The sequence below is a fragment of the Streptomyces sp. CNQ329 genome (genome assembly GCF_000482585.1).
The window spans coordinates 1-26020 of sequence record NZ_AXVU01000061.1 but is presented as its reverse complement, the minus strand read 5'-3'; the positions used below and the strand labels follow the sequence as shown (position 1 = coordinate 26020).

Annotated in this window: 24 protein-coding genes and 1 pseudogene; 16 read left to right on the top strand and 9 right to left on the bottom strand. The window is 73.7% G+C overall.

The genetic code is table 11. From position 1 onward, the window contains the following. A pseudogene (locus I003_RS0127330) lies at window positions 1–245 on the top strand (hypothetical protein); the annotation flags it as partial. A gap of 194 nt (window positions 246–439) precedes the next feature. Here the strand turns inward: I003_RS0127330 and I003_RS0127325 are convergent. From I003_RS0127325 to I003_RS0127315, 3 genes are all read right to left on the bottom strand, one after another. Then, window positions 440–1273: a DUF2637 domain-containing protein gene (locus I003_RS0127325; protein WP_037721884.1), complete on the bottom strand. Its 834-nt coding sequence runs from the start codon at window positions 1271–1273 to the stop codon at window positions 440–442. 243 nt (window positions 1274–1516) lie between these two features. Continuing rightward, on the bottom strand, window positions 1517–2881 hold the full coding sequence (locus tag I003_RS35230; RefSeq protein ID WP_486584410.1) for a DUF3631 domain-containing protein: 1365 nt from the start codon (window positions 2879–2881) through the stop codon (window positions 1517–1519). A 398-nt stretch (window positions 2882–3279) separates the two neighbouring features. Next, window positions 3280–3531, bottom strand: a complete 252-nt coding sequence (locus tag I003_RS0127315) for a helix-turn-helix domain-containing protein (protein ID WP_051368538.1) — start codon at window positions 3529–3531, stop codon at window positions 3280–3282. A gap of 282 nt (window positions 3532–3813) precedes the next feature. Between I003_RS0127315 and I003_RS35225 the strand changes: the two genes are divergently transcribed. Both I003_RS35225 and I003_RS0127305 read left to right on the top strand, forming a co-directional pair. Beyond that, window positions 3814–4332 (top strand): helix-turn-helix domain-containing protein, encoded by a 519-nt coding sequence (locus tag I003_RS35225; protein ID WP_078564445.1) that lies wholly within the window; start codon window positions 3814–3816, stop codon window positions 4330–4332. Next, window positions 4325–5638: a site-specific integrase gene (locus I003_RS0127305; RefSeq protein WP_027774405.1), complete on the top strand. Its 1314-nt coding sequence runs from the start codon at window positions 4325–4327 to the stop codon at window positions 5636–5638. Before I003_RS35225 ends, I003_RS0127305 begins: the two co-directional genes overlap by 8 nt. A gap of 85 nt (window positions 5639–5723) precedes the next feature. On the opposite strand, the gene I003_RS0127300 is transcribed toward I003_RS0127305, so the two are convergent. Beyond that, a complete protein-coding gene (locus tag I003_RS0127300) occupies window positions 5724–6182 on the bottom strand; it encodes an ATP-binding protein (RefSeq protein ID WP_027774404.1) in 459 nt (152 codons plus the stop codon). 203 nt (window positions 6183–6385) lie between these two features. Here I003_RS0127300 and I003_RS0127295 point away from each other — a divergent pair, with 203 nt between their 5' ends. From I003_RS0127295 to I003_RS0127255, 9 genes are all read left to right on the top strand, one after another. Next, window positions 6386–7186, top strand: a complete 801-nt coding sequence (locus I003_RS0127295; RefSeq protein ID WP_027774403.1) for a hypothetical protein — start codon at window positions 6386–6388, stop codon at window positions 7184–7186. A 156-nt stretch (window positions 7187–7342) separates the two neighbouring features. Further along, the gene (locus I003_RS0127290) at window positions 7343–8107 is read left to right on the top strand and encodes a YcnI family copper-binding membrane protein (RefSeq protein WP_486584408.1); all 765 of its coding nucleotides are present in this window, start codon (window positions 7343–7345) and stop codon (window positions 8105–8107) included. A gap of 90 nt (window positions 8108–8197) precedes the next feature. Beyond that, window positions 8198–8860, top strand: coding sequence for an SCO family protein (locus tag I003_RS0127285; protein WP_027774401.1), 663 nt, complete (start codon window positions 8198–8200; stop codon window positions 8858–8860). Next, window positions 8857–9366, top strand: coding sequence for a copper chaperone PCu(A)C (locus I003_RS0127280; RefSeq protein ID WP_027774400.1), 510 nt, complete (start codon window positions 8857–8859; stop codon window positions 9364–9366). The genes I003_RS0127285 and I003_RS0127280 overlap by 4 nt, the downstream gene beginning before the upstream one ends. Window positions 9367–9376: 10 nt before the next feature. Beyond that, a complete protein-coding gene (locus tag I003_RS0127275; RefSeq protein ID WP_027774399.1) occupies window positions 9377–11686 on the top strand; it encodes a copper resistance protein CopC in 2310 nt (769 codons plus the stop codon). Continuing rightward, window positions 11683–13014 (top strand): iron uptake transporter deferrochelatase/peroxidase subunit, encoded by a 1332-nt coding sequence (gene efeB, locus I003_RS0127270; RefSeq protein ID WP_027774398.1) that lies wholly within the window; start codon window positions 11683–11685, stop codon window positions 13012–13014. Before I003_RS0127275 ends, efeB begins: the two co-directional genes overlap by 4 nt. Before the next feature lie 212 nt (window positions 13015–13226). Beyond that, window positions 13227–14162 (top strand): prephenate dehydratase, encoded by a 936-nt coding sequence (pheA, locus tag I003_RS0127265; RefSeq protein ID WP_027774397.1) that lies wholly within the window; start codon window positions 13227–13229, stop codon window positions 14160–14162. Window positions 14163–14680: 518 nt separating this feature from the next. Then, a complete protein-coding gene (gene serS / locus I003_RS0127260; RefSeq protein WP_078564443.1) occupies window positions 14681–15970 on the top strand; it encodes a serine--tRNA ligase in 1290 nt (429 codons plus the stop codon). Next, window positions 15967–16776, top strand: coding sequence for an HAD family hydrolase (locus tag I003_RS0127255; protein ID WP_027774395.1), 810 nt, complete (start codon window positions 15967–15969; stop codon window positions 16774–16776). The genes serS and I003_RS0127255 overlap by 4 nt, the downstream gene beginning before the upstream one ends. Window positions 16777–16847: 71 nt before the next feature. Here I003_RS0127255 and I003_RS0127250 read toward each other — a convergent pair whose 3' ends face one another. Beyond that, complete coding sequence (locus tag I003_RS0127250; RefSeq protein WP_027774394.1) at window positions 16848–17603, bottom strand: sulfite exporter TauE/SafE family protein; 756 nt, start codon at window positions 17601–17603, stop codon at window positions 16848–16850. Between the two features lie 118 nt (window positions 17604–17721). Between I003_RS0127250 and I003_RS33410 the strand changes: the two genes are divergently transcribed. From I003_RS33410 to I003_RS37100, 4 genes are all read left to right on the top strand, one after another. After that, entirely contained in the window at window positions 17722–18690 is a 969-nt protein-coding gene (locus I003_RS33410; protein ID WP_078564440.1) for a LysR family transcriptional regulator, read from the top strand. A 93-nt stretch (window positions 18691–18783) separates the two neighbouring features. Continuing rightward, on the top strand, window positions 18784–19395 hold the full coding sequence (locus tag I003_RS0127240; protein ID WP_027774393.1) for a LysE family translocator: 612 nt from the start codon (window positions 18784–18786) through the stop codon (window positions 19393–19395). Window positions 19396–19397: 2 nt separating this feature from the next. Then, window positions 19398–20159 carry a phenylalanine--tRNA ligase beta subunit-related protein gene (locus tag I003_RS0127235; RefSeq protein WP_027774392.1) on the top strand — a complete coding sequence of 254 codons (762 nt, stop codon included), beginning with the start codon at window positions 19398–19400 and terminating at the stop codon, window positions 20157–20159. 163 nt (window positions 20160–20322) lie between these two features. Beyond that, window positions 20323–22089: an aminotransferase-like domain-containing protein gene (locus I003_RS37100; protein WP_486584409.1), complete on the top strand. Its 1767-nt coding sequence runs from the start codon at window positions 20323–20325 to the stop codon at window positions 22087–22089. Between the two features lie 16 nt (window positions 22090–22105). Here the strand turns inward: I003_RS37100 and I003_RS0127225 are convergent, their stop codons facing one another. From I003_RS0127225 to I003_RS0127210, 4 genes are all read right to left on the bottom strand, one after another. Further along, window positions 22106–22621, bottom strand: coding sequence for a putative immunity protein (locus I003_RS0127225; protein ID WP_027774391.1), 516 nt, complete (start codon window positions 22619–22621; stop codon window positions 22106–22108). A gap of 155 nt (window positions 22622–22776) precedes the next feature. After that, window positions 22777–23598, bottom strand: a complete 822-nt coding sequence (locus I003_RS0127220; protein ID WP_027774390.1) for an ABC transporter permease subunit — start codon at window positions 23596–23598, stop codon at window positions 22777–22779. Window positions 23599–23620: 22 nt separating this feature from the next. Next, window positions 23621–25234 (bottom strand): DUF1349 domain-containing protein, encoded by a 1614-nt coding sequence (locus I003_RS0127215; RefSeq protein ID WP_486584407.1) that lies wholly within the window; start codon window positions 25232–25234, stop codon window positions 23621–23623. Continuing rightward, window positions 25231–26020: AAA family ATPase (locus tag I003_RS0127210; RefSeq protein WP_027774388.1), on the bottom strand; the 790-nt coding region annotated here is incomplete at its 5' end. The genes I003_RS0127215 and I003_RS0127210, both read right to left, overlap by 4 nt.

Sequence of the window (26020 nt, the reverse complement as noted above, 5' to 3'; positions counted from 1 at the left end):
TCACCGCCATCGCCGACCGGCTCCCGGCCGTCCCACCAGACCTGCCCGAGCACCCGGACTACCCCCGCATCCTCGCCGTCTTCAACGGTGCGACCGGACCGCTACGGGCCCGGGATGTCTGCGAAGCCCTCGATCACGAACTGCTGCCGAAGAACATCGAGGGCACCCGCGCCAAGCTGAAACGCCTGGTCAAGCTCGGCATCATCACCGAGATCGACACGGGCAGCTTCGCCAGGAAGCAATAGCCGACCAAGCCCCGCGACCACCAGCCCTGCCCCAACCTCACCAGGAAACGGACATCAGATCACGAACCGCCCTCTCAGATCCGACGCCCAGTGCGTGGTACGAGGGCCAGCGGTGGCCGCGTCGTGATCACTCACGTGCTGGTCGCAACGGCTCCGGACGTCCCTGGCCGGTTCGGCGAGGGGGCGGGCGGAGGTCAACCGACGAGGTGGTCGGAAGGGGCGTCGGCCTCGGCGCGCACGATCTTCATGATCTCGGTGAGGCGTTCGCCGCCGAGGGACAGCCCCTCGGCGCGGATAGCCGTTTCGACCACCGAGCGGGAGACCTTGCCTTGGCTGGCGACTGCGTTGCGGGCGATCTCCAGGAGCTGGTCGAGGTCGGCCCCCGGTGGGCGGCCCGTGTGGCGCTGTCGCGCCTGATCAGAGGGCGGAAGGGCTGGCTTGGCGCGATGGCGGGTGTTGGCCGCTGTCGGGGCGTCTGTGGTTTCGTTCACGTGCTCGGAAGGGGCTGGGCGGATGGACGGAGTTGCGTTGGGTGCGGCGGGATCCGAAGGGTGCTGTGCGGAAGTTTCGTTCGGGTGGGCGGTGCGGCTGTGGCGGGCGATGTGGATGTAGAGGTGTACCGCACCGGCGAGGGCGAGCGGGGCGACGGCGGAGAGCAGCCCCACCGGAAGGTCCCCGAGTTGCAGGCCGCGCTGGCGGGTGGGGAGTTGGTTCAGGCGTACGGCGTGCAGAGCGTTGGCCCAGATACTGGTGGCCGTGGCGGTGCCGACCAGTGCCCATACGTACAGGCGGGCCCGGGTCGGGGCGGTGCGCAAGATGATCAGTGCGCAGGCGCCTATCGCGATGAAGCCGTCGATGAGCAGGGGGAAGAGGTAGGTCAGCGGCCCGGCGATGTGGACGGCGACGGCCATCTGGCGCAGGGCGTCGTACGACAGGGCGAAGCCGATGGCACCAAGGGCGGCCACGCTGAGCCGGATTGCGACGCTGCCAGGCACGGAGTGGGTGGCGGCGGGCTGGGCTTCGGTCATCAAAGCAGGACTCCACGGATGAGGCGAGCGGCTGGCGCCGACGATGTGGGGTGGCTGGAGAGGGCGTATGGGCCGCATGCCGTCCCACTCGTCCCACTCGTTGCACGGCTGGTCAGCGTGGTACGGGTGAGGGAGGCGGGACGGGTTGACTCGTCCCGGCCACGCCACCCGTCCCCGGTGTGAGCTGGGCAGGGACGGGTGGGACGAGTGGCTACGGGTGCAGGTCCGCGGCCAGAAGCGGGCCTACCGGCCGCGCGCCGGTCCCGCTCCTCCCGTCGGCTTCGGCGGCGGTGAGGGTGGTCGTGGCAGCAGGGCGGGCGGTGGCGGCGGAGCAGGTTGCCGGACGATCTGGATCGGCTCGGCGGCGGCCGTCGGTTCCTGCGCGGGCTGGGGTGAGGTGGGGGTGTAGCGGTCCCAGGCGTCGACGAACTGGGCTCGGGTGAAGCCCTTGGCCTGGCTGCCATCACGGAAGCGGCGGTTGGCGGAGGAGATGCCATAGTCCCGCAGCAGCAGTTGCAGTCCTCGCGGACTCAGCCCGCCCGTGCCGTACTCCGCCCATGGCGCCTCGGGGTCGGCTTTCAGGGTGCGGAGCAGGGTGGCAGTGGACAGCGCCTCGGGGTCGTCGTGCTGTGCGAAGGCGGCGCGGATGTCGACCAGGATGCGGGACTTCAACCCGCCGTCCTCGTCCCGTCCGGCCTCCCGTTCGCACATCGTCTTGCATGCGCTACGGGCCAGGGTGGGCCACGGTCCGCCGGCGAGGTCGGCCACCGCGACCAGGGGCTCCCAGGTGTCCGCCGCCCGGTCGGCCACCGGCATCGTCGGAGCGTGCGAGGCCGCGTCCTTACGCTGGGTGTGCATCCAGCGGGCCAGGTGTCCGCGCAACCGGTGCAGGGGCGGGATGTCACGGCTGGAGCGGAAGTCGGAGACCTTCTCGCCCTGCCCGCGACGGCGCATCCGGATCACCACCGCGCGGTCCATGATGGTGTCGGGCAGGTCGCCGATCCCGGCGAGAGCCGCCATGGCGAAGGTGGCGAACTTCTGCACCCCGTTCTCCGGGCCGCTGGCACGCAGGGTGGGGCGGTTGCGCTGGTGTCCGGCGTTGAGCAGTCCGCGTAGCTCCTCGTTCTTCTCGGCCATCTTCAGCGTGCCGAACAGCGTGTCCGCTTCGTCAACCAGAAGGGTGGGCGGCTCGCTCTCGCCGATGGAGCGGAAGATCGCTGCTGGGGAGGCGTTGACCGTGATGACGGGGTCGTGCACCGTCTCGGTGATCACGTCCAGCAGGCGGGACTTGCCGCACCGCTTGGCCGGGCCGACCACCGCGAGGCGGGGCGCGTGCCGCCAGACAGGCTGCAGGTGGGTGGCCGCCACCCACAGAGTGACCGCGGTCAGTGCCTGCTCATCAGGCAGCACCACGAACTTCGCGATCACCGACCGCAGCTCGGCCAGCACCTCATCTCCGTTCTGCGCTGGCTCATCTGCGCTTCCGCGAGCGCTTCCTTCCCCGGAGGCGGTCAGCAACGCCGGGCTCTCTTCGGCCGGGGCCGCCGCGGTTGTGGGGTCGTCGGCCTCGGCAGGTTCTCGGTCCTCCGGCTCGCCTTCGGCTTCCAGTGGTGGCCCGTCGCCGGCCGCTGACGCGGCCCCGGACGGTTCGGCGGACTCCGGCTGCTGGGCTGCCGCACGGCGCGCATTAGCTGCCGCACGCTCAGCCAGCGCCTGGGCCCGCGCATGCTGTCGCTTCTCCTTGCGGGACAGGGGCGCTACGTGGCTCCGCCGGTGGTTGCTGGCCGCAGCCGCATCGAGTAGATGCTGCCCCGGCCGATCGGCTGCGGGTGGGGATGCACCGGGGGTGGAGGAAGCCCTAGTCTGTGGGTCCATAGACAGTCCTCTCCGGCGAGGGCCGGGCTGCAACCCGACCCTCACCGTGTGGTAGATCGCTTACAGGGCGGTTTCTTGAGGTGTCTTCGGCCCCTGGTGTTGGCGCACCGGGGGCCGCTTCGTGCCCGTGGTCAGGCCACGTCGTGATCCGTCGTCTGGGCGTCCAGCCATGCCTCCACCTCCTGCCAGCGGTAGCGCAGGTGGCGGCCGACCTTGGTGGCCTTCGGGCCGATACCGCGGTGGTTCCAGGAGTAGAGGGTGCCGAGCGGGATGCCGAGGTAGGCGGACAGCTCCTCCGGGGAGGCCAGAGGGCTGCGCTCGGCGTTGGACGAGGCGGTACGGGATGTCACTTCGGTGGACCGGGCGGTACGGGATGAACGCATCCAACACTCTCCATCATGACTAGGCGACGCCGCGGGGCACGAACAGTGCCACACGATCGGGGACACATCCAGCGGCATTGTCGCGGAAACCATGTAACACCTCCAAACGACGCCGACTGGTGTAGGCAACTCCTCAAATGATCCGGAGAAACGCCGGTTTGGCTAACCGGCGATCGTCGTCTATGTTGCCCCGGCTCGGCCGCCCGTCGTGGCCGCGCTGCGCTGCCGAAGAGGTGAGCCAAGACTTGCCCAAGCGCCGTGCACTAGGTCAACATCGCGGTCATGGCAACCCGCCCCGTGGAGATCGGCCCCACCGGCCGTCAGACCGCCACCAACATCGAACGCATCCGCTCCCTGCTGGGCCTCTCCCAGCGCGAACTCGCCGAGCGCCTGACCGACTTGGGCCGGCCCATCCCCTCGACCGCGCTGAGCAAGATCGAGCGTGGGGACCGTCGCTGCGACGTCGACGACCTCGTCGCACTTGCCATCGCCCTCGGCGTCTCCCCCGCCACCCTGCTGCTGCCCCCGGTCGCCGACGGCACAACCACCAGCGTCACCGGCGCCGGCGAGGTCACCACCGCGGTCGCCTGGGATTGGGCTGACGGCATCCGCCCCCTGCTCCCGCGAGGGGACGACGGCGCGCTCGATCACGCCATCCGCACCCGGCCCGAATGCCGGCGCGCCGATCACCTCGTCGTGAAGGGGAGTGATGCGTCAGCCCCGAAGCCGCTCGGCCGTCTGACCAAGACCGAACTCATTCACCTTCTGGACGACCTCAAGGAGGCCCTTCTCGATGGCTGACGTCTACGACCGCTGGCACAAATCCCACCCGAAGAAAGACGAAGAGGAGTGCGGCGAGCACAAGAGCCGGACCCGGCGCCTGGTGCCCACCAAGGACCACGGCACGGGCAAGCGCTGGCAGGTCCGCTATCGCGACCTGAACGGCCACCAGCGCAAGGAGAACTTCGAGATCAAGGCCAGGGCCGAGGCCCGCGCGGCCTCGGTCGAGACCGAGTTGCAGCGTGGCACCTTCGTGGACCCGAACGCCGGGAAGGTCACCCTCGCCACGTACGCGGAGCAGTGGCTCCAAGCGGCGACGGCGGGCATGGGCACGGTCGACCTGTACGAAGGCGTGGTGCGCAACCACATCAAGCCGCACCTCGGAGGACGCCAGTTGCGCTCGATAACGCAGCCGTCGCTCATCCAGGGATGGCTGAAGAAGCTCCAGGACGCTGACCTGGAGGCGTCGACGATCAGTTGGGTGCACTCCATCCTGACCGCGATCCTCGACTCCGCGGTCGAGGACGGGCTGATCGTCAAGAATCCGTGCAAGTCCAGCTCGGTCAAGGTACCCACACGAACCAAGAAGAAGGTCATCCCGTGGAGCATCGAGCGGGTGCACGCCGTCATCGCCGGCCTGCCCGCGCGTTTCCGGGCAGGCGGCAAGCTGACCTTCGGCTGCGGGCTGCGGCAGGGCGAGGTCTTCGGCGTTGCGGTGGAAGATATCGACTTCAAGCGTCGGCTGCTGCACGTGAACCGGCAGGTCAAGCTGGTCCGGTCGACTATGGTCTTCGCGCTGCCCAAGGGAGAGCGGCTGCGCTCGATCCCGCTGCCGGACGAGCTGGCAAAAACGCTGAAGGAGCACATCAAGGAGTTCCCGCCGCGCCGGGTCGCCCTGCCGTGGCGGGTCCCGGATGGCGAGGAGCGTACGTACCGACTGCTCTTCACCACGGACGAGGGCAAGGCGTACCACCGCAGCGTCTTCAACCAGTACGACTGGAAGGCCGCCCTCGCCGCGGCCGGCGTCATACCGCCGCGGGAGAAGGGCTCACCGCGCTACGCCGCGGCGCCGGAGGACGGCATGCACGCTCTGCGTCACGCCTACGCCTCCGTGCTCCTCGACGCCGGGGAGAGCATCAAGGCTCTGTCCGAGTACCTCGGGCACTCCGATCCCGGCTTCACGCTGCGGACGTACACCCACCTCATGCCGCAGAGCGAGGCCCGCACCCGCCAGGCCATCGACGCGGCCTTCGCACCGCCAACGGGCGGGGGCACAGCGAAGCAAGATCACGCACACTTGTGCCCTCAATGTGCCCTGGCAGCCTGATTCCGGGTCGTTCACGGCGACCTGAAGCCCTAGATTTCACGACCTGATCCGGTTGAAATAGCAGGTCAGAGCGACAGCTTGTCAGTCACGCCGCCTGCAGCGGGGCGTCCTCGCGCCATTTGAGGATCTTGTCGAAGCTCACCACCGCGCCGCGGCCCGGGCGGTCGCGGATGTCGACGTGGTCGCTCAGCTCCGCGATCAGGAACAGGCCGCGGCCGCCTTCCGCGCCCGTGTCCGTCAGGGGCTGGGCGGGGGTGCGGGGGGAGTCGGGGGGTGGGGTTCTGGTGGCGAAGCCGGGGCCGGAGTCGATGACCTCGATGTGGCAGCGGTCGCCGTCGAAGCGGGCCGTGACTCGGTAGTCGTCGCCCGGGGCGGCGCCGCCGTGCTCGACGGCGTTGGCGCAGGCTTCGGTGAGGGCGAGGGAGAGGTCGAAGGCGACGTCCGGGTCCACCCCGGCCGTCTCCATGGCGCCGACCAGCAGGCGGCGGGCGAGGGGGACGCTGGCCGCCTCACGGCGCAGTCGAAGGGACCACCACATGCTCATGCGTTCAGCCTCCTGGCCGCCACCCCGACATACGGTACGTATAACCCTTGTGTCGGCACCGTAAGCACGCGAGTTGCGTGAGAACCCTCATTCGGCGGAGGGGTTTCTTCCGCCATTCGGGGTGGGACAGGACATGGCCTGATCCGGCTGGTCGCGCCCCGGCCGGGTCGATACGGCCGTGCGGTGAGATGATAGCGCTCGCCATGGCTGCCCCTCACGCTCCCGCCACCACGGAGCTGCGCCTTCTGCGGGCCGCGGTGTTCACCGCGGTCTGTGTCGTGCTGTCGGCCGGGGGGCACGTGCTGGCCTCGGTCGAGACGGTGCCGCTGTGGACGCTCGGCGTCGCCGCCGCGCTGGTGTTCGCGGTGGCCGTGCCGCTGGCCGGGCGGGAGCGGTCGCTGCCCGGGATCGCGGCGTTGCTCGCGGTGGGGCAGGCCGGGCTGCACGGTCTCTTCGGGATCGGTCAGCACAGCGCCGCCGCGGCGGCGGGCGGCGGCGGAGCGCACCCGGGCGGCGAGGGCGGCGGTGCCGTCGCTCTCGCCCGCAGGCTGCTCTGCAACGACGCCGCGATGCACCTCACCGAGGACCGCGCCCGCAAGATCGTCACCGATGCCGGGCTCGATCCGGACGCCGGCATCGGCGGTGGCATGGGAAGCATGGACGGCGGCGATCCCGGCGCCGCGTTCGGCCTGTCCTCGTACTCCCTGCAGATGGCCCTCGGCCACCTCCTCGCCGCGCTCGCCGCCGGCTGGCTGCTGCGCCGCGGCGACGCGGCCCTGACGACCCTGCTGCGCCTCGCGGCCGGCACCGGTGCCGGCCTCGCCCCGCTGCGGGCCGCCGTGCGCTACGTGCGGGCCCTGGACGCCGGGCTGGACGGCGCGGGCCGGCCGGCCGCGCGCCCGCGGGCGGCGACGGCGTACGGCGGGCAGGGCGCCCGTACCGTACGCGACCTGCAGCACACCGTCGTACGCCGCGGGCCCCCGGCCTTCGCCCTCGCGGCCTGACGCGACGGCACCCCTCCGGCTGACGGCCCACGCGCCGCACGCCCCGGTACGACACGGGCGTCACGCGGGCGCGGGCGTCGGGTGAGCGGGTGGTCGCGCCGCTGCCGCACGCGCGCCAACCCCCATCCCTTCCACACCGACCGGAGTCTCTCACTCATGAAGTCATCCCGTATGCGGCGCATGTCCGTCTGCACCGCCGCCTGCGCCGCCGGCGCCGTCCTCGCCTTCGCCGGCCCGGCCGCCGCGCACGTCAGCGTCGACCCCGGCGAGGCCGAGCAGGGCGGGTACGCCACCGTCAACTTCAAGGTGCCCAACGAACGCGACGACGCCTCCACGACCAAGCTGGAGGTCACGCTGCCGGCCGACCACCCGCTGACCTCCGTCATGCCCGAGCCCGTGGCCGGCTGGGACGTGAAGGTGGAGCAGGCCAAGCTCGACACCCCGATCGACTCGCACGGCGAGAAGATCACCGAGGCGGCCAGCAAGGTCACGTGGTCCGGCGGGAAGATCGAGCCGGGGACGTTCCAGCGGTTCCCGGTCTCCCTGGGCGCCCTGCCCGAGGACGCCGACCGGCTGGTGTTCAAGTCGGTCCAGACGTACGACAGCGGCGAGGTCGTCCGCTGGATCGAGATCCCCGAGGAAGGCGCGGAGGAGCCGGAGAGCCCGGCGCCCGTGCTGACCCTGACGCCCGCGGCGGACGCGGACGGCGCGCAGGACGCCGACGACGCCGGGAACGGCGACGACGCCGAACCCGCCGCCGGGGGCGAGGGCACCGGCGACACCGCCGCCGAGGACGAGAGCTCCTCCGACAGCACGGCACGCGCCCTGGGCATCGCCGGCATCGCGCTCGGCGCCGTCGGCGTCGCGTTCGGCGTGCAGTCGCGGCGGCGCGGCGCGGGCGGTTCGTCCGCGGCGCAGTAGGCGCTCCACCCGCACCAGGCACGTCATACGCAAGCGGTGACCCGGCCGGCGACCCCGGCCGGGTCACCCGACCCCTCAAGGGAACACAGCATGCGCACAACCCGTACCACCGCCGCCTACGCCGCCGCCCTCGCCGCCGCCGCGGCCCTCACCCTCAGCGGCTGCGGCTCGGAGTCCGCGGACGCGGGCGCCAAGCCCGCCGTCGAGATCTCGGGCGGCAACAGCAAACCGGGCGTCGTCCTCGACACCCCCAAGGAGAAGCCGGACCTCGTCCTCACCGACACCGAGGGCGAGGAGTACGACTTCGTCGCCGAGACCGCCGGCAAGCCCACCCTCCTCTTCTTCGGCTACACGAACTGCCCCGACGTCTGCCCCACGACGATGAGCGACATCGCCATCGCCAAGCAGAAGCTCCCCCGCGCCGAGCAGGACAAGCTGCAGGTCGTCATGGTCAGCACCGACCCCGAGCGGGACAGCCCGCGCCGGATGGGCGCGTGGCTCGACGCCCAGGACAAGGACTTCATCGGCCTCACCGGCGACTTCGCCACGGTCAAGGACGCCGCGAAGAGCGTCGGCGTGCACCTGGAGAAGCCGGTGAAGGAGGAGGACGGCAGCATCACCGTCAGCCACGGCGCGGAGGTGCTGGCGTACTCGCCGAAGGACGACAAGGCGCACGTGCTGTATCTGGCCGGGGTGACGGCCGAGCAGTACACGAAGGACATGCCGAAGCTCATCAAGGGGCAGACCCCGTGAGGCGTGCCCGGCGGGTCTCAGTGGTTACTGGGGCCGCCCTGTCTCTCGCCCTCGGCCTGACGGCGTGTTCCGGCGACGGCTCCGGTACGGAGACGCGGACGAAGGCGGAGCCCGGGGGCGGCTCCGGCCCCGGTGCCGGCCCGCGGCTGCGCGCCGAGGGCGGCTTCGTGCCCCAGCCGGTGATGAAGGACCTCGCCGCCGGCTATGTGACCGTACGCAACGACGGCGCGGGCGACGACCGCCTCACCGCCGTCAGCACCGACCTCGCCGACGACGTCACCATGCACACCACGGAAGGTGAGCGGATGCGCGCCGTCGACGGCCTGGACGTGCCCGCGGGCGGCGAGCTGACCCTCGCCCGCGGAGGTGCCCATCTGATGCTGGAGAAGCTGGATCGCAAACCGGAGGTTGGCGAGAAGGTGTCCTTCGTGCTGCACTTCGCCGAGTCGGAGCCGATCGAGGTCGAGGTGCCGGTGCAGCCGACGACGTACCGCCCCGCGGAGTGAGAGGCGTGTCATGACCCCAACCGGACAGCTCCACCGAATCCGCCGCGCACCGATCCGTCGGCGCTCGACGCGCGGAGGCAGCGCGCATCGCAGGGGCGCGCTCGGGGCGTTGTGCGCCGCCGTCGCCGCGGTGCTGTGCGTTCTCGTACCGGGCGCGACCCCGGCCGCGGCGCACGCCGCGCTCACCGGCACCGACCCCGCCGAGGGCGCGGTCGTGCAGGAGGCGCCGGAGGCCGTCTCGCTCGACTTCTCCGAGGCCGTGCAGTTGAGCGACGACTCCATCCGCGTCCTCGACCCCGACGGCAACGACGTCACCAAGGGGGGCGCCGCCCACGTCGACGGCGACAGCAAGACGGCGACGGCCGCGCTGCGCCCCGGCCTGCCGGACGGCACGTTCACCGTGGTCTGGAAGACGGTGTCCGCCGACAGCCACCCGATCTCCGGCGCGTTCACGTTCTCCGTCGGCAAGCCGTCGAAGACGACGGTCGCGGTCTCCGAGGCGGGCGAGGACAACGGCAGCGCCAAGGCGCTGTACGACACCGGCCGCTACGTGGCGTACGCGGGCTTCGTGCTGCTCGTCGGCGGCGCCGTGTTCGCGGGGGTGTGCGGCGGGCGCGGCAGGGTCGTGCGCCGGGTGGCGAGCGGAGGGTGGGCGCTGCTGTTCGCCGCCACCGTGGCGCTGCTGCTGCTGCGCGGGCCGTACACCGGCGCGGACTTCGGGCTCGACTCGGTGCGCGACGTGCTGGAGACCCGCCCGGGCACGGCGCTGCTGTCGCGGCTGCTGCTGCTGGGTGCGGCGGCGGTGGTGCTGGCGGTGCTCTTCGGGGTGTACGGACGGGAGAACGCGCCCGGCGCGAAGGGCGTACGCGCGAAGGCAGAGGCGCGCGTGGGCGCGGGTGCCGACGAGAGCGCGGAGGCCGGTGCGGGTACGGATGCGGATACGGGACCGGACGCCGGGTCCGCCACCGAGCCGGCCGCCGGGCCCGCCGCGGACGACGACGCCGCCCGCAGCCGCGACCTGGCCATCGGTCTCGCGCTGGGCGGCGGGGTGGTCGCCGTCGGCCTGGCCGCGACGTGGGCCATGGCCGAGCACGCCTCCACCGGCATCCAGCCGTGGCTGGCCGTGCCGATGGCGATGGTGCACCTGCTGGCCGTCGCGGTCTGGCTCGGCGGCCTCACCTCGCTGACGCTGAGCCTGCGGCTGGGGCCGAGGGTCCCGTCGTACGTCATACGCCGCTTCTCTCGGCTGGCGCTGACGTCGGTGACGGTCCTCGCCGCGACGGGGCTGTACCAGGCGTGGCGCGGGCTGGGGAGCTGGGGCGCGCTGACGGACACGACGTACGGGCAGTTGCTGCTGGTGAAGGGAGGGCTGGTCGCGGTCCTGATCACCGCGGGCTGGACGTCGCGGCGGTGGACGCAGCGGCTGGCCGGCTCCGGGCTGTCGGCGGTCGAGGAGCCGGTGGACGGGACGGCGGAGGCGCCGCTCGTGCCCGCCGCCGTCACCGCACAGGCGGGTACGGACCGCGCCGCCGGTTCCGGCACGCCGCAGGCCGCCGCCGGCGGCGGTGCGCCGGACGGCGTGACGGTGCCGGCCCAGGGCGCGGATTCCGGCGCGGATTCCGGCCCCGCTCAGAGCGCGGATTCCGGCGCGGACTCCGGCGCGGATTCCGGTTCCGGTCCCGTACCGGAGGACGACGCCACCGGCGACGCGCCCGCCGCCGGCGACGATGCCGCCGCCCGCACCGACGACGACCCCGGCCGGGCCGCGCAGCTCGCCCGCCAGCGGGCGGCCGTCGAGGCGAACCGCGCGCGCAAGGAGCGCGACGCCGACCCCGTGCGCCGGGGCCTGCGCCAGTCCGTTCTCGTCGAGACCGTCCTCGCCGTCGTCCTGCTGTCGGTCGTCACCCTGCTGACGGGCACCCAGCCGGGCAGGGCCGAGACCGAGCAGGCCGCCGCGGCGGCGCAGCGGCAGCCGGCGGGACCGGTCAAGGTGCGGATCCCGTACGACACGGGCGGTCAGGGCGGCGCCGGAACCGCGGAGATCACCGTCGACCCCGGCAGGACCGGCGACAACCAACTGCACATCTACCTCACGGACGCCAACAACCAGCTCCTCAACGTCCCCGAGGTCCGGCTCTCCTTCACCCTGGAGGAGAAGAACGTCGGCCCGCTCGACGTCACCCCCACCCCCGTCGAGAACGGGCACTGGGCCGCCACCGGCGTGCAGCTCCCGATGCCCGGGGAGTGGACCCTCCGGCTGACCGTGCGCACCTCACCCATCGACCAGGTGACAGAAGAGAAGAAGCTGACGATCCCATGAGTTCCACCCGTTCCACCCGTTCCACCCGTACGGAATCCGCACCCGCGGAGCCGGGCACCGGCCCGGCAGCCGCCTCCCGGCACCCGGTCTCCCGCCGCCGCCTCGTCGGCGCGGCGGGAGCCGCCGGGGCGGCCGGGCTCCTCGCCGGCGGCGCCTCCGGCGCGGCAGCCGCCGAGGCGCTGCGGGACGCGCCCCCCGCGCCGCTGACGTCGATCGGCGCGAACGGCGTGCCGTTCCACGGCCCGCACCAGGCGGGCATCACCACCCCGGTGCAGGCCGCCGGCCACTTCGCCGCCTTCGACCTGGCCCCGGGCGCGGGCCGGAAACAAGCGGCGGCGCTGCTGCGGCGGTGGTCGGAGACAGCCCGCGAGCTGAGCGAGGGCAAGGCGGCGCACGGCACCGGCAGCGCACTCGACGCCGGGCCCGCGGCGCTGACCGTGACGTTCGGCTTCGGGCGCACGTTCTTCGACCGCACCGGCCTGGCCGCGCGACGCCCCGCCGGGCTCGCCCCGCTGCCGCCTTTCTCCGCCGACGCGCTGGACGAACGGCGCAGCGACGGCGACCTGTGGCTGCAGATCGGCGCCGACGACGCCCTCGTCGCGTTCGACGCCCTGCGCACGCTCCAGCGCCGCGCGGGCGACGCGGCGGTGCTGCGCTGGCAGATGAGCGGCTTCAACCGCACGCCGGGCGCCACCGACCGGCCCCGTACGGCCCGCAACCTGATGGGGCAGGTCGACGGCACCAACAACCCCCGGCCCGGGGACCCGGACTTCGACAAGCACGTCTTCGTGCCCGCCCATGGGGGTGCCCCCGCCGATGGAGGCGACCAGGCGTGGCTGGCGGGCGGCTCGTACGCCGTGTTCCGCCGGATCCGGATGCTGCTCGACACCTGGGACCACCTGTCGCTGGAGCGGCAGGAACGGGTCATCGGCCGCCGCAAGTCGGACGGCGCCCCGCTGTCGGGCGGGGAGGAGACGACCCCGGTGGATCTGAACAAGCAACTGGCGGACGGCTCTCTCGCCATCGCGGGGGACGCGCACGTGCGGGTGGCGGCGCCGGAGTCGAACGGCGGGGCGACGATGCTGCGCCGCTCGTTCTCGTACCACGACGGCTATCTGGACACCAAGGACGGACCGGTGCCCGACGCGGGGCTGCTCTTCGTCGCCTGGCAGGCGGATCCGCTGAAGGGCTTCGTGCCGGTGCAGCGCAAGCTGGACCGGGGCGACGGGCTGTCGCGCTTTCTGCGGCACGAGGCGAGCGGGCTGTTCGCGGTGCCGGGCGGGGCCGGGGAGGGCGAGTACGTGGGGCAGCGGCTGCTGGAGGGCTGAGCGGGCCCGCCCGGCCGGGGGCTCCCGTACGTCCCGTACGTCCAGGCGCGACGCGCGCTCCCTACGGCACGGGCGGGCGGTGCGACCGCGGGCGCGGCCGGCTCCCGGCCCGGGGCCGCTCCATGATCGTCCGTTACCCGGACCGGCGGGCCGCGCCCCGCTCCCGTGGGTATCGTGGCGGTCTCGCCGCACGCCCACGAGGAGCCGCCCCGATGTCCGCCAGCCGCTTCACCTATCTCGGCCCCGAGGGCACCTTCACCGAGGCCGCGCTGCGCACCCTGCCGGAGGCGGCGACGCGCGAGCTGGTGCCGATGGTCTCGGTGCCGGCGGTGCTGGACTCGGTGCGCAGCGGGGGTGCGGCGGGTGCGCTGGTGCCGATCGAGAACTCCGTGGAGGGCGGCGTGACCGCCACGCTCGACGAGCTTGCGCTCGGCGAGCCGCTGATGATCTACCGCGAGGTGCTGCTGCCGATCGCGTTCGCGCTGCTGGTGCGGCCGGGGACGAAGCTGGCGGACATCAAGACCGTCACCGGGCACCCGGTGGCGCAGCCGCAGGTGCGGCGCTGGCTGGCCGCGCATCTGCCGGACGCGGTGTGGGAGTCGTCGGCGTCGAACGCGGACGGCGCGCGGCAGGTGCAGGAAGGGCGCGTGGACGGGGCGTTCGCGGGCGAGTTCGCGGCGTCGGTGTACGGGCTGGAGCCGCTGGTCTCCGACATCCACGACGCGGAGAACGCCGAGACCCGGTTCGTCCTCGTCGGCCGCCCGGCGCGGCCGGCGGCGCCGACGGGCGCGGACAAGACGTCGGTCGTGATCTGGCTCGGCGAGGACCACCCGGGCGCGCTGATGGAGCTGCTGCAGGAGTACGCGGTGCGCGGGGTCAACCTGCTGCGCATCGAGTCGCGGCCGACGGGCGAGGGCATCGGGCGGTACTGCTTCTCGGTGGACTGCGAGGGTCACATCACCGACCGCCGGGTGGGCGAGGCGCTGATGGGGCTGAAGCGGGTCTGCCCGCGGGTGCGGTTCCTCGGCTCGTATCCGCGCGCGGGGGTGGCGCCCGCGGATGTGCAGCCGCTGCGGGCGGGGACGTCGGACACGGCGTTCGCGGAGGCGTCGGACTGGCTGACGCGGTGTCTGGACGGCCGTGCCTGACCTGGGGTCTGTGCACAGTTCCCCGAGTTATCCACAGGCTGGCGGGGTCGGCTGTGTATAACTCGGAAGCCCGAACGGGCAACGTCGACAAATCCGTCTAGAGACAGATTTCCGGCGTCCACCTGCTCAGATGGTTACTCGTCACGGCAATTCCCTTGATCCACTCCAAGGCGGTAGGCAATTCCGCTCCAAAGGGTGTGTAGCCGGGGGCGAATCGGGGAATTCCTGCGCCAGCACCGGCCGTACGGAACGATCTTCCCCCTGCTTCCACAGGCCGCCTCCCCGGCCTGTGGATAACTTTCCGGATCCGCGACCACCTGTGGAAAAGGATTCCCCAACTGCCCGGAGCGGCGCGGACGTACCGTGACTTTATGTCCAGATTGCACCATCTCGCACCTTTTCTCCGCGTCGCCGGAAGTCCGGCCCTCGAAACCGACTATTCGCTACAGAAGACGAAGAAATCCACAGGGGTGGAAATCGGCTTCGAGCCGGTCCGCGGACCCCGGTAACCTGGCCCCGTGATTGACCTTCGCCAGCTCCGTGAGGACCCCGACCGAGTGCGCGCGTCGCAGCGTGCCCGTGGAGAGGACGTCGGCCTTGTCGACGCGCTTCTCTCCGCCGACGAGCGGCGCAGGTCGTCCAGTACGCGCTTCGACGAACTGCGGGCCGAGCAGAAGCAGCTCGGCAAGCTGATCCCCCGCGCGCAGGGCGAGGAGAAGCAGGAGCTGCTGCGGCGCACCGGCGAGCTGTCCGCCGCCGTCAAGGCCGCGGACGCCGAGCAGGACGAGGCCGCGGCCGAGACGCAGGCCCTGCTGCTGCGCCTGGCGAATCTCGTGCATCCCGACGTGCCCGTCGGCGGCGAGGACGACTTCGCACTGCTGGAGACCGTCGGCACCCCGCGCGACTTCGCCGCCGAGGGGTTCGAGCCGCGGGACCACCTGGAGCTGGGCCGCATCCTCGGCGCCATCGACACCGAGCGCGCCGCGAAGGTCTCCGGCTCGCGGTTCTACTACCTGACGGGCGTCGGCGCCCTGCTGGAGCTGGCTCTGGTCAACGCCGCGATCGCCCGGGCCACCGCCGCCGGCTTCACCCCGATGCTCACCCCCGCGCTGGTGAAGCCGCGCGCCATGGAAGGCACGGGCTTCCTCGGCCAGGCCGCCGAGGACGTGTACTACCTGGAGCGCGACGACTTCTACCTCGTCGGCACCTCGGAGGTCACGCTCGCGGCTTACCACATGGACGAGATCATCGAGGCCGACCGACTGCCCCTGCGCTACGCGGGGTTCTCGCCCTGCTTCCGCCGCGAGGCGGGCTCGCACGGCAAGGACACCCGCGGCATCATCCGGGTGCACCAGTTCGACAAGGTCGAGATGTTCTCGTACGTGGCCCCGGAGGACGCCGAGGCGGAGCACGCGCGGCTGCTGGACTGGGAGAAGCAGTGGCTGTCGGCTCTCGGCCTGGCCTACCGGGTGATCGACGTGGCCTCGGGCGACCTGGGCGCGTCGGCGGCGCGGAAGTACGACTGCGAGGCGTGGATCCCGACGCAGGGCAAGTACCGGGAGCTGACGTCGACGTCGAACTGCGGGGAGTTCCAGGCGCGGCGGCTGTCGGTGCGGATGCGCGACGGGCAGGGGCAGAAGAAGGCCGCCCGCCCGCTGGCGACGCTGAACGGGACGCTGTGCGCGGTGCCGCGGACGATCGTGGCGATCCTGGAGACGCACCAGCAGCCGGACGGCTCGGTGGTGGTGCCGGAGGTGCTGCAGCCGTACCTGGGCGGGCGCGAGCTGCTGGAGCCGGTCGCGACATGAGCGGGCCGCTCCCGTACCGGCTCATCGCCACCGACCTCGACGGCACGCTGCTGCGCAGCGACGGGACGGTCTCCCCGCGCACCCGTGCGGCGATCGAGGCGGCGTGCGCGCGGGGCGCGGCGCACCTCGTCGTCACCGGCCGCGCCGTGGCCTGGACCCGCCACATACTGGACGAGCTGGGTTACACGGGCCTGGCCGTCTGCGGGCAGGGCGCACAGGTGTACCACGCGGGCGAGCACCGCCTGCTGACCTCCGTCACGCTCGACCGGCGTCTCGCCGCCGACGCGGTGGCGAAGCTGGAGGCCGAGGTCGGCGAGGTGGCCGTGGCCGCCAGCACGGACGGGCTCGACAGCGAGGTGCTCTTCGGCCCCGGCTTCCGCGCGGTGGCCCGGGAGGACCTGCCGGTCCGCCGGGTGACGGAGCGCGCCGAGCTGTGGGCCGGGCCGATCGGCAAGCTCTACCTGCAGCACCCCGGCCTGGACGACGACGCCCTGACGGCCGCGGCCCGCGACACGGTCGGCGACTTCGTCGAGGTCGTCCTCGCCGGCGCCGACACCGTCGAGCTGCTGCCGCACGGGCTGAGCAAGGCCACCGGCCTGTCGCTCGCGGCGCGGCGGCTCGGGGTCCGGGGGGCCGAGACGATCGCGTTCGGGGACATGCCGAACGACATCCCGATGTTCCGCTGGGCAGGCCACGGGGTGGCGATGGCGGGGGCACACCCGGAGCTGGTCGCGGCGGCCGACGAGGTGACGGGGTCGAACGACGAGGACGGCATCGCCGCGGTGCTGGACCGGGTGTTCGGCTAGCCGCGTACCGCGCGTACCCCGCGTACCCCCGGTCCGGCGGCGCGGCGCCGGACCGGCGGGACACGGCGCCGTCAGCCGATGATCATGCTCAGTGCGGCGGTGGTGCCGACGAGGACGATGATCAGGCGCATCAGGGCGGGGGTCAGTTTGCGGCCCAGGTGGGCGCCCAGGAAGCCGCCGAGCGTGGAGCCGGTGGCGATGATGCCGGCCGCGGTCCAGTCGACGTCGGTGACGATGATGAAGACGATCGATGCGACCCCGTTGACGAGGGCGGCGAGCACGTTCTTGACGGCGTTGAGGCGCTGCAGGTCGTCGCGGACGAAGGCGCCGAACAGGCCCATGAGGATGACGCCCTGGGCGGCGCCGAAGTAGCCGCCGTAGACGCCCGTGCCGAGGACGCCGAGCCACATCGGGGGCCCGCCGTCCGTGTCCTCGTCCTCGCCGCGCGCGGCGAGGCGGCGGCTGAGGACGGGCTGGAGGAGGACAAGCACGCAGGCCGTGAGGATCAGCACGGGGACCACGGCCTGGAACGCCTCGTCGGGCAGTTTGAGGAGCAGCAGCGCGCCGGCCAGGCCGCCGAGGAGGGAGGCGCTGCCGAAGCGCAGTATGCGGCGGCGCTGGTCGCGCAGCTCGCGGCGGTAGCCGTAGACCGCGCCGACGACGCCGGGAACGAGACCGACGGTGTTGGAGACGTTCGCGAGGACCGGCGGGTAGCCGAGGGCGAGGAGCGTCGGGAAGGTGATGAGCGTGCCGGAGCCGACGACCGCGTTCATGCCGCCGGCGGCGAGTCCGGCGCCGGCGAGCGCGACGGCTTCGAGCGGATCCACGGCGGCGTCCTCGTTCCGTAGGGGGTACAGCAAAGATCGTGGTCATCGTGGGCGCGGCGATCCGCCCAAGTCAATCCTCGGGTGTTCTTGCACATCTCCAAGAGTTAGCTTGACGCCCATGACTCTGGACGACCTGCGGGTGTTCGTCGCCGTCTGCCGGGCGGGGAGCCTGAGCGCGGTGGCGCCGGAGCTGGGCTGTACGCAGTCGGCCGTCAGCCAGCACGTCAAGCGACTGGAGCGGGAGGTCGGCCTCAGCCTCGTGGAGCGGCATCCCCGCGGCGTGGTGCCCACGCACGCCGGGGAAGTGCTGCGCGGCGCCGCCGCCGAGGGCATCGGCGGGGTGGACCACGCGCTGCGGCGGCTGCGCGACCTGGCGCGCGGGGACGGCGGCTCTGTGCGGGTGACGACGGGGGCGACGACCGTACGGCACTTCATGTCGGCGGCGGTCGTCGCGTTCCGCGAGCGGTATCCGCAGGTCAGCCTGGAGTTCCAGACGGAGAACTCCAGCCGCGGCTGTGTCGCCGCACTGGCCGCCGGCGGCGCGGATCTGGCGTGGATCACGATCGGCGCGCCGGTCCGGGGCGTGGAACTGCGGCGTGCGGCGGAGCTGCGGTGGGTGCTGGCCGTGCGGGAGGGAGATCCGCTGGCGGAGCGGTCGGCGGTGGACGCGGCGGACCTGGCGGCGGTGCGGCTCATCGGGCTGCCCGCGAATTCGAGTTCGCGGGCGCATCTGGAGGCGTGGTTCGCGGAGTCGGGGGTGCGGCTGCCGGCGTTCGACACGTCGGTCGCGGACTGGGACACGGCGATCCTCCTCGCGGAGCTGGGGCTCGGCTACGCCGTCGTACCGGAGCTGCCCGGGTGGCGCGGCGGGCGGCATCCGGGGGTGCGGCTCGTACCCGTACCGGAGCTGCCGCCGCTGTGGGCGGGGTGGGCGGTGCGGCGGTGGGCTGCGCTGTCGCCGCTGGCCCGGGTGTTCGCGGACATGGTGGCGGCGGGGGCGGAGGCCCGGGGTGCGGACAGTGGGGGTGCGGCGGATCAGGCTGTGGCGGATCAGGGTGTGGCGGACTCCGACATTATGGACCGGTGATCTCGCTCCTCTTTGGCTCTGCCCGACAGGCCATCGGCGGGTGAGGGTGGGTGGCGTTCCTCAGTCACCGAGTCGCCACCGCCGGAGGCCGTCTTGAACATCGCGTTCCTGCTGACCACGCTCGTCGTGGTCGTCACGCCGGGCACCGGCGTGGTGTACACCCTGGCCGCGGGGCTGTCCCGTGGCCGGCGCGCGAGCGTGGTGGCCGCGTTCGCCTGCACGCTCGGCACGGTCCCGCACGTCGTCGCCACCGTCACCGGGCTCGCGGCGCTGCTGCACGCCAGCGCCGTGGCGTTCGAGGTCGTGAAGTACCTGGGCGTGGCGTACCTGCTGTACATGGCGTGGTCGACGCTGCGCGACAAGCAGGCCCTGGTGGTCGGGGAGGACGCGGCGGCCGGGCCGAAACCGGTGGGACGGGTGATCGTCTCCGGTGTGCTGCTCAATCTCCTCAACCCGAAGCTGACGATGTTCTTCGTGGCGTTCCTGCCGCAGTTCGTGCCGGCGGGTCAGGAGGGGTCGGTGGCGGCGATGCTGCGGCTGAGCGCGGTGTTCATGGGGCTGACGTTCGCGGTGTTCGCGGCGTACGGGATGTGCGCGGCGGCCGTACGCGGGCATGTGCTGGGGCGGCCGAGGGTGAGGGCGGGGATCCGGCGGGTGTTCGCGGTGTCGTTCGTGGGGCTGGGCGCGAAGCTGGCGGTGGCGTGACGATGCGGTTCGGGCACGCGGCGGAGTTGCGGGCGGAGTTCCCGGAGCTGGTGGCGGGGGTGTTGTACGCGGACTTGGGGGGCGGTGGCCCCGGTCCTGGTGACGACGGTCCCGGTGCGGGCGCGGAGCTGGAGGCGCGGGTCACGGCGTACACGGACATCGCGCGGCGGCGGCTGCGGGCGGGCCCGGAGGGGGAGTTCCCCGAGGTACGGGCGTGGCGGCGGACGTACACGAAGCTGGGGCTGCGGCCGACGCAGTACCGGTGCGCCTCGGAGTCGCTGCTGCGGCGGCTGCGGCGGGAGGGGGCGCTGCCGCGGATCCACCCGGTGGTGGACCTGTGCAACGCGGTCTCGGTGGCGTATGCGATCCCCGTCGCCGTGCTGGACGTGGACCGGATCGCGGAGCCGTGGCTGCAGGTGCGCCGGGCGCGGGGGGACGAGACGTACACGACGTTCGGCGGCGAGAGCGAGCACCCGGCGGCCGGGGAGGTGACGTTCGCCGACTCCACGGGGCGGGCGCACGCGCGGCGCTGGACGAACCGGCAGAGCGGGTATTCGGCGGTCGGTGCGACGACCCGCCGGGTGCTGGTGGTGGCGGAGGCGCTGCACGAGTCGGCCGGGGCGGATGTGGCGGAGCTGACGGAGGCCGTCCGGGGGGAGCTGGAGCGGCTGTGGGGGGTGGCGCCGCAGGCGGCGGTGCTGACGGAGGCGGCGCCCGAGTTCGTGTGCGGGGAGGACGGTGGGCGCGTGGTGTCCGGGGCGTGAGGCCCGGTCCCGGGCCGGGCCGACGGTGCTCCGGAGGGACGTTGTCAGTGGCGCATGCCACGATGGCTCCATGAACAAGGCGGAAGAAGCGGCCTCCGAGAGGTCCAAAGCGTACGGTTCGGATTTCCTGCAGCTCGACGTCGGGGACGCCCCGGCGGGCGGGATGGCGGACTGGCTGGCGTGGCGGCTGCGGGAGGCGATCGCGGACGGGCGGCTGGCGGTGGGCAGCCGGCTGCCCCCGACGCGGGTGCTGGCGGCGGAGCTGCGGGTGTCGCGCGGGGTGGTCACGGAGGCGTACCGGCGGCTGACGGAGGACGGGCACGTCGAGGGGCGGCGGCGCGGCGGGACGGTGGTGGTCGCGGCGCCGGTGGGGGCGGGGGCCGCCACGGACCCCGCCGGGCCGCGTCCGGGCGGTCGGGCGGGGGCCGTCCCGGGGGCGCCGGGCGCAGGCGGCGGGGCCGGACCCGTGACGGATCCCGGGGCCGGAGGGCCGGGCGGTCGGGCAGGGAGAGAGCCGGGCCCGGGGGCGCCGGGGCGGGGCCGCGTGCCGGGCACCCCGCCCCCGGGCCGGGGGGTCGGAGGGCCCGGCCCGGGGGCGGAGGCGGCGGCGGGCCCGGGCCGGGTGCGAAACTCCCGGGCGGCGGGGACGGGCCGGCCGGACGTGTTCTTTCCCGCCGCTCCCGGACCCGGCGCCTTCGACGCGCTGCGTGCCGCCCCGGCCCTGATCGACCTCACCCCCGGGCTGCCGGACCTCGCCGCGTTCCCCCGCGCCGCGTGGTTGCGCGCCGAGCGCGCCGTCCTCGCCGAGCTGTCCGCCGCCGACCTCGGCTACGGCGACCCGCACGGCACCTTCGCGCTGCGCCGGGCCGTATCCGGCTGGCTCGCCCGCAACCGCGGCATCCGCGCCAACCCCGACGACGTCGTCATCGTCGCCGGCACCGCCCAGGCGCTCACCCTGCTGCACCCGGTGCTGCGCGCCGACGGCGTGGGGGCGGTGGCGCTGGAGGACCCCGGTTCTCTCGGCACGCGCCAGCACCTGGAGAACGGCGGGCTGGAGATCCTCCCGGTGCCGGTCGACGCCGAGGGCATACGGGTCGACGCGCTGCGGGCCACCGGCGCCCGTGCGGTGCTGCTCACCCCGGCGCACCAGTTCCCGACCGGTGCGGTGCTCAGCGGCGAGCGCCGTCGCGAGCTGCTGCGCTGGGCCGAGGACGGCGGCCGGCTCGTCCTCGAAGACGACTACGACGCCGAGCACCGCTACGACCGGCCGCCGGTGCCCGCGCTGCGCGCGATGCTCGCGGAGCGCGTCTGCTACATGGGCAGCGTGTCGAAGCTGCTGGCGCCGGCGCTGCGGGTGGGCTGGGTGGTGCCGCCGCCGGGGTACAGGGACGCGCTGGTGAACGCCAAGCGCTTCACCGACCTGGGCAACGCGGTGCTGCCGCAGCTCGTGCTCGCCCGGCTGATGGAGTCGGGTGAGCTGGAGCGGCACCTGAGGCTGCTGCGGGGACGGCACCGGCGGCGCCGGGACGCGATGATCGCGGCGATCGCCGAGCACCTGCCCGGCGCGGTGGTCCACGGCGCGGCGGCGGGACTGCACCTGACGGTGTCGTTCGAAGACGCGGGCGGCCCGTACGGGGCGGGGACCGCGGGGGTGACCGATACGGAGCTGGCGGCGGCGGCCCTCAGGTGCGGCGTCAAGGTGCAGCCCTTGTCCTGGCACCGGCTGCACTCCGGCCCTCCGGGCCTGGTCCTCGGCTACGCGGCGAGCCACCCCGACGCCGTGTCCGAGGGGGTGCGGCTGCTGGGACAGGCGCTGCGCGGGAGGGAGCGGGGCCGGACGGCGGTGCGGAGGGGGGACACGGGTGGCGAGGGCGCGGGGCGGACGGGCGGCGGCGCCGACGTCGGTGAGGTGCCGTCTGCTCCGGCATGACACCGGTGCACCGCCCTCAGCAGTCGAACACCGACCAGCAGATGTCGTTGCGCAAGCGCTGGTCGTCGAGGACAAGCTCGCGAATCGCCTCCGGGAGCCGGTCGCGCTGCCACCGGCACTCCCGTCGCCCTGCGGCCTCACTCCTGTCCTTCGGCGCGGCGGCGCGTGCGGCCTTGATCGCGTAGGCAGCCGCGCCGAGTTCGTGCGCGGCGACGTGTGCGACGACCGCGGCCTGGCCGGCGGCGTAAGCGGCGTGCCGCGCCGCGCCGCGCAGGTCACGGGCCGCGCCCATGGCGTGGCCGCCCGCCGCGCGGGCCTGCATCATCTTGACCTCCCCGTGCGCCCAGGCGCGGGCGTGCTCGATCGCCCGGCGGGGCCGGGGGTCCTCGGGCCGAGCCGCCTCGAAGAGGCCCAGGACGTGCTCCGCGCAGGCTGCCGCCCAGAGGGCGAGGAGGTGGTGATCCGCATCGGTGAGGGTCCCGCCGCGGCGGATCGTCACGAAGCGGGGGTCCCTGACCTTCGGGAGGATCACGACCGGCCTCCTTCCTGCCCGGTGCGAGGTGACGGCGGCCGAACGGCATGCGCTCGGACCCGTAGCGGGCCTGCAGTTTCTCAAGCGCGTTGCTGTGCGGTCGATCGCGGGTGCGGACCGGAGGTGTCCGGTGGCCCGCTCCGGTCCGGCGGGCTTCACGCGTCCCGGTGCCGCAGTACCGCGGCGCCCAGCGCCAGTGCCGCCGCCGACCACGCCGCCAGCACCCCCAGCCCCGCCCACGGACCGATGGGCAGCGCCGCCGTGTCCACCGTCGACTGCACCGCGAGACCCGCCGACGCCGGCCCGTACCGCTGGAGCCGCTCGACCCACTCCGGATCCGACAGCATCCCCGCCACCAGCGGCGACGCGTACAGCACCCCCAGGCACGCGGCGACCGCGCCCGCCGTGTCCCGCAGCGCGGCGCCCAGGCCCAGCCCCAGCAGCGCCACCAGCACCAGGTACAGCACCGTGCCGAAACCGGCCCGCAGCACCGGCCCCGCCCCCGGGTCGTACGCGTCGAAGCCCGCCGGCACCAGCGCCCGGCCCGCGAGCAGCGCGCCCAGCACCCCCGCCCCGCCCGCCACCAGCACCGCCGCGCCGACCACCGCGGCCTTCGCGGCGAGTACCCGCAGCCGCCCGGGTACGGCGGTCAGCGTCGTACGGATCGTGCCCGTGCCGTACTCCGCCGTGAACGCCAGCGACGCGAGCACCGCGACCGCCGCCTGCCCGGCCCACACACCGGCGAGGCTGGTCTTCACCACGTCCTCGCGGCAGCCGGCCGGCGGGCAGTGCACCGTCGACAGCCCGCTGACCGCGCCCGCGCCGACCGCCGCGATGACGGCGGCGACGGCGAGCAGAAGCCACCATGTGCTGGGGACGGTACGGAGCTTGGTCCACTCCGCCCGCGCCGCGTACCCCGCGTCCCGTACTCCCGCGAACGCCGCCCCGCCCTCCGCCGCGTACCGCGGCTCCCGCACCACCTGCCGCCCGGCCCGCCCCTCACGCATCGCGCCGCCGCAACCGCCACACCGCCAGGACCAGCGCGACGGCCGCCCACGCCGCCAGCACCCCGAGCCCCGCCCACGGCCCCTGCGGCATGCACCCGTCCTCCGGCAGGCACACCGTCTCCACCTGCTCGTACCGCGGCGTCGTGCTCTGCACCCCGAACCCCGCCACCGGCGTCACCCGGAACAGCCACTCCACCGCCCCCAGCGGCAGGCCGCCGCCCAGCACCAGCGGCAGCACGAACAGGACCACCACCAGCGTCACCGCCGCCGCCGTGTGCCGCAGCAGCGCCCCCAGTCCCAGTGCGAACAGCGCCACCAGTGCAAGCAGCATCCCCGTGCCCACCACCGCCCGCAGCGCGGGTCCGTCGGACAGCGACACCTCCGGGAACTGCGGTGGCCGGTGCCCGCCGGCGCGCAACGCCCGCTGCCCCGCCAGGAACGACACCACCGCCGCCGCCAGCCCCGCCGCGAACGTGACCGCCCCCAGCACCGTCCCCTTCGCCGCCAGCACCCGGCCGCGCCGCGGGCCGGCGGTGAACGTCGTCCGGATCATGCCGCGCTTGTACTCGGCGGTGATGAACAGCACCCCCAGCGCCGCGAAAGCGATCAGCCCGACCTGCGCACCCGCCAGGCTCATCCACGTCAGGTCCGCGGCGGGCGGGCGCGGGCCGATGTCGCCGGAGCCGGTGACGGTGAACGTGCCGCCGGTGCGTTCGGTGCCGCCGGCCGGGCCGTTCGCCGCCGCCGGTCCGGACGACGGGCCCACCGCCTCGTCCTGCCAGGCCGCCGCACCAGACCCGCCGGAGCCGCCGCCGTCGCCGGTCCCGCCTGCGGAACCGCTGCCTTCGAGCCGTACGTTGTCGAACACTCCCGTCGCCTCGCTCGGCCCGGCCCCGATGCTCACCGACCCGAACGACCGCTCCACCTGCACCGTCTCCGGCGCCGCCACGAACAGCCCCGCCCGCGCCGCGCGCGGCAGGCCGGCCGCGGAGACGCTGCCGACCTCGCGCCAGCGTGCGCCGTCTGCGGACTCGTAGCCGGTCAGCCGGTCACCCTCGCGCGTCAGTCGCAGCCACACCGGGGCGTCCCCGGCGACGGCACCGCCGGCGATGTCGTGCCCGAAGCCGTACTGCAGCCGCACGCCGTGGGCGTGCGTGCGCATCAGCGCCACGTACGGACTTCCCGGCTCCGTACCCGCCTTCACGATCACGCCGGCCTTCGCCCACGGCGCGTCCGTGCCCTCGCCGAGCGTCAGGTCCGTCACGCGCGCGGTGACGCTGCCGTCCCCGGTCAGCGGCCGGTGCACGAAGCGGAACGAGTCCGCGACCCGGTCCGCCGCCGCGGTGCCGGAGCCGCCGCCGTCGTCGGACGTGGCCGTCGCGCTGCCGCCGGCCGACACCAGCGACACCAGCACCGTCACGACCACGCCCGCGAGCAGCGTGAGCAGCCACCGGTCGACACTGCGCAGCTTCGTGAACTCCGCGCGCAGCAACTGCCAGAACCCGTCACGCGCGGGCGGCAGCTTCGAACGGTACGGCGCCACACCCCCGGCGCCCGCCCGCGTTTCCGTCCCCGAACCGGGACCCGTACCCGTATCCGTGCTCATCGCCGTTCCTCCCCCTCCGGGCCGGCCGCGAACTCCGCTTCCCCGCGCGTCAGCTCCATGTACGCCTCCTCCAGCGACGCCCGGTGGGCGGCCAGCTCCGAGAACGGCACCGCCTCCGCGCCCAGCAGCTCCGCCACCCGCTCCGCCGGCAGCCCCGCCACCGTCAGCGACTCCCGGCCCGTCGCGGCCACCGTCGCCCCCGCCGCCGCCAGCACCGTCATCGCCCGCTCCCGCGCCCCCGTACGCAGCGCGACCCGGCTGTCGGAAGCGGCGGCCAGCACCTCGGCCACCGGCATGTCCGCGACGAGCCGGCCGCGGCCGATGACCACCAGGTGGTCGGCGGTGTCCTCCAGCTCGCTCATCAGATGGCTGGAGACGAGCACCGCCCGTCCCTCCGCCGCCAGCCGGCGCAGGAAGCCGCGTATCCAGCGGATGCCCTCCGGGTCCAGGCCGTTGACCGGCTCGTCGAAGAGCAGCACCGGCGGATCCCCGAGGAGCGCGGCGGCGATGCCGAGGCGCTGGCGCATCCCCAGCGAATAGCCGCCGGCCCGCCGGCGGCCCGCCGCGGCGAGACCCACCTGCTCCAGTACCTCGTCGACGCGGCGCGGCGGCAGCCCGTGCGAGTGCGCCAGCCACAGCAGGTGGTCGCGCCCGCGGCGGCTGGGGTGCACGGCCGCCGCGTCGAGCGCGGCGCCGACGTGCTGCAGCGGGCGGCGCAGCGCCGCGTACGGCCGGCCGCCGATCAGCGCGCCGCCCGCGTCGGGCGCGTCGAGGCCCAGGACGATG

Coding starts and splice junctions, on each gene's coding strand:
- I003_RS0127325 (WP_037721884.1), bottom strand. CDS start 1,273: ATGACCGAAGCCCAGCCCGCCGCCACCCACTCCGTGCCTGGCAGCGTC.
- I003_RS0127315 (WP_051368538.1), bottom strand. CDS start 3,531: ATGCGTTCATCCCGTACCGCCCGGTCCACCGAAGTGACATCCCGTACC.
- I003_RS35225 (WP_078564445.1), top strand. CDS start 3,814: ATGGCAACCCGCCCCGTGGAGATCGGCCCCACCGGCCGTCAGACCGCC.
- I003_RS0127305 (WP_027774405.1), top strand. CDS start 4,325: ATGGCTGACGTCTACGACCGCTGGCACAAATCCCACCCGAAGAAAGAC.
- I003_RS0127300 (WP_027774404.1), bottom strand. CDS start 6,182: ATGAGCATGTGGTGGTCCCTTCGACTGCGCCGTGAGGCGGCCAGCGTC.
- I003_RS0127295 (WP_027774403.1), top strand. CDS start 6,386: ATGGCTGCCCCTCACGCTCCCGCCACCACGGAGCTGCGCCTTCTGCGG.
- I003_RS0127290 (WP_486584408.1), top strand. CDS start 7,343: ATGAAGTCATCCCGTATGCGGCGCATGTCCGTCTGCACCGCCGCCTGC.
- I003_RS0127285 (WP_027774401.1), top strand. CDS start 8,198: ATGCGCACAACCCGTACCACCGCCGCCTACGCCGCCGCCCTCGCCGCC.
- I003_RS0127275 (WP_027774399.1), top strand. CDS start 9,377: ATGACCCCAACCGGACAGCTCCACCGAATCCGCCGCGCACCGATCCGT.
- efeB (WP_027774398.1), top strand. CDS start 11,683: ATGAGTTCCACCCGTTCCACCCGTTCCACCCGTACGGAATCCGCACCC.
- pheA (WP_027774397.1), top strand. CDS start 13,227: ATGTCCGCCAGCCGCTTCACCTATCTCGGCCCCGAGGGCACCTTCACC.
- I003_RS0127255 (WP_027774395.1), top strand. CDS start 15,967: ATGAGCGGGCCGCTCCCGTACCGGCTCATCGCCACCGACCTCGACGGC.
- I003_RS33410 (WP_078564440.1), top strand. CDS start 17,722: ATGACTCTGGACGACCTGCGGGTGTTCGTCGCCGTCTGCCGGGCGGGG.
- I003_RS0127235 (WP_027774392.1), top strand. CDS start 19,398: ATGCGGTTCGGGCACGCGGCGGAGTTGCGGGCGGAGTTCCCGGAGCTG.
- I003_RS37100 (WP_486584409.1), top strand. CDS start 20,323: ATGGCGGACTGGCTGGCGTGGCGGCTGCGGGAGGCGATCGCGGACGGG.
- I003_RS0127215 (WP_486584407.1), bottom strand. CDS start 25,234: ATGAGCACGGATACGGGTACGGGTCCCGGTTCGGGGACGGAAACGCGG.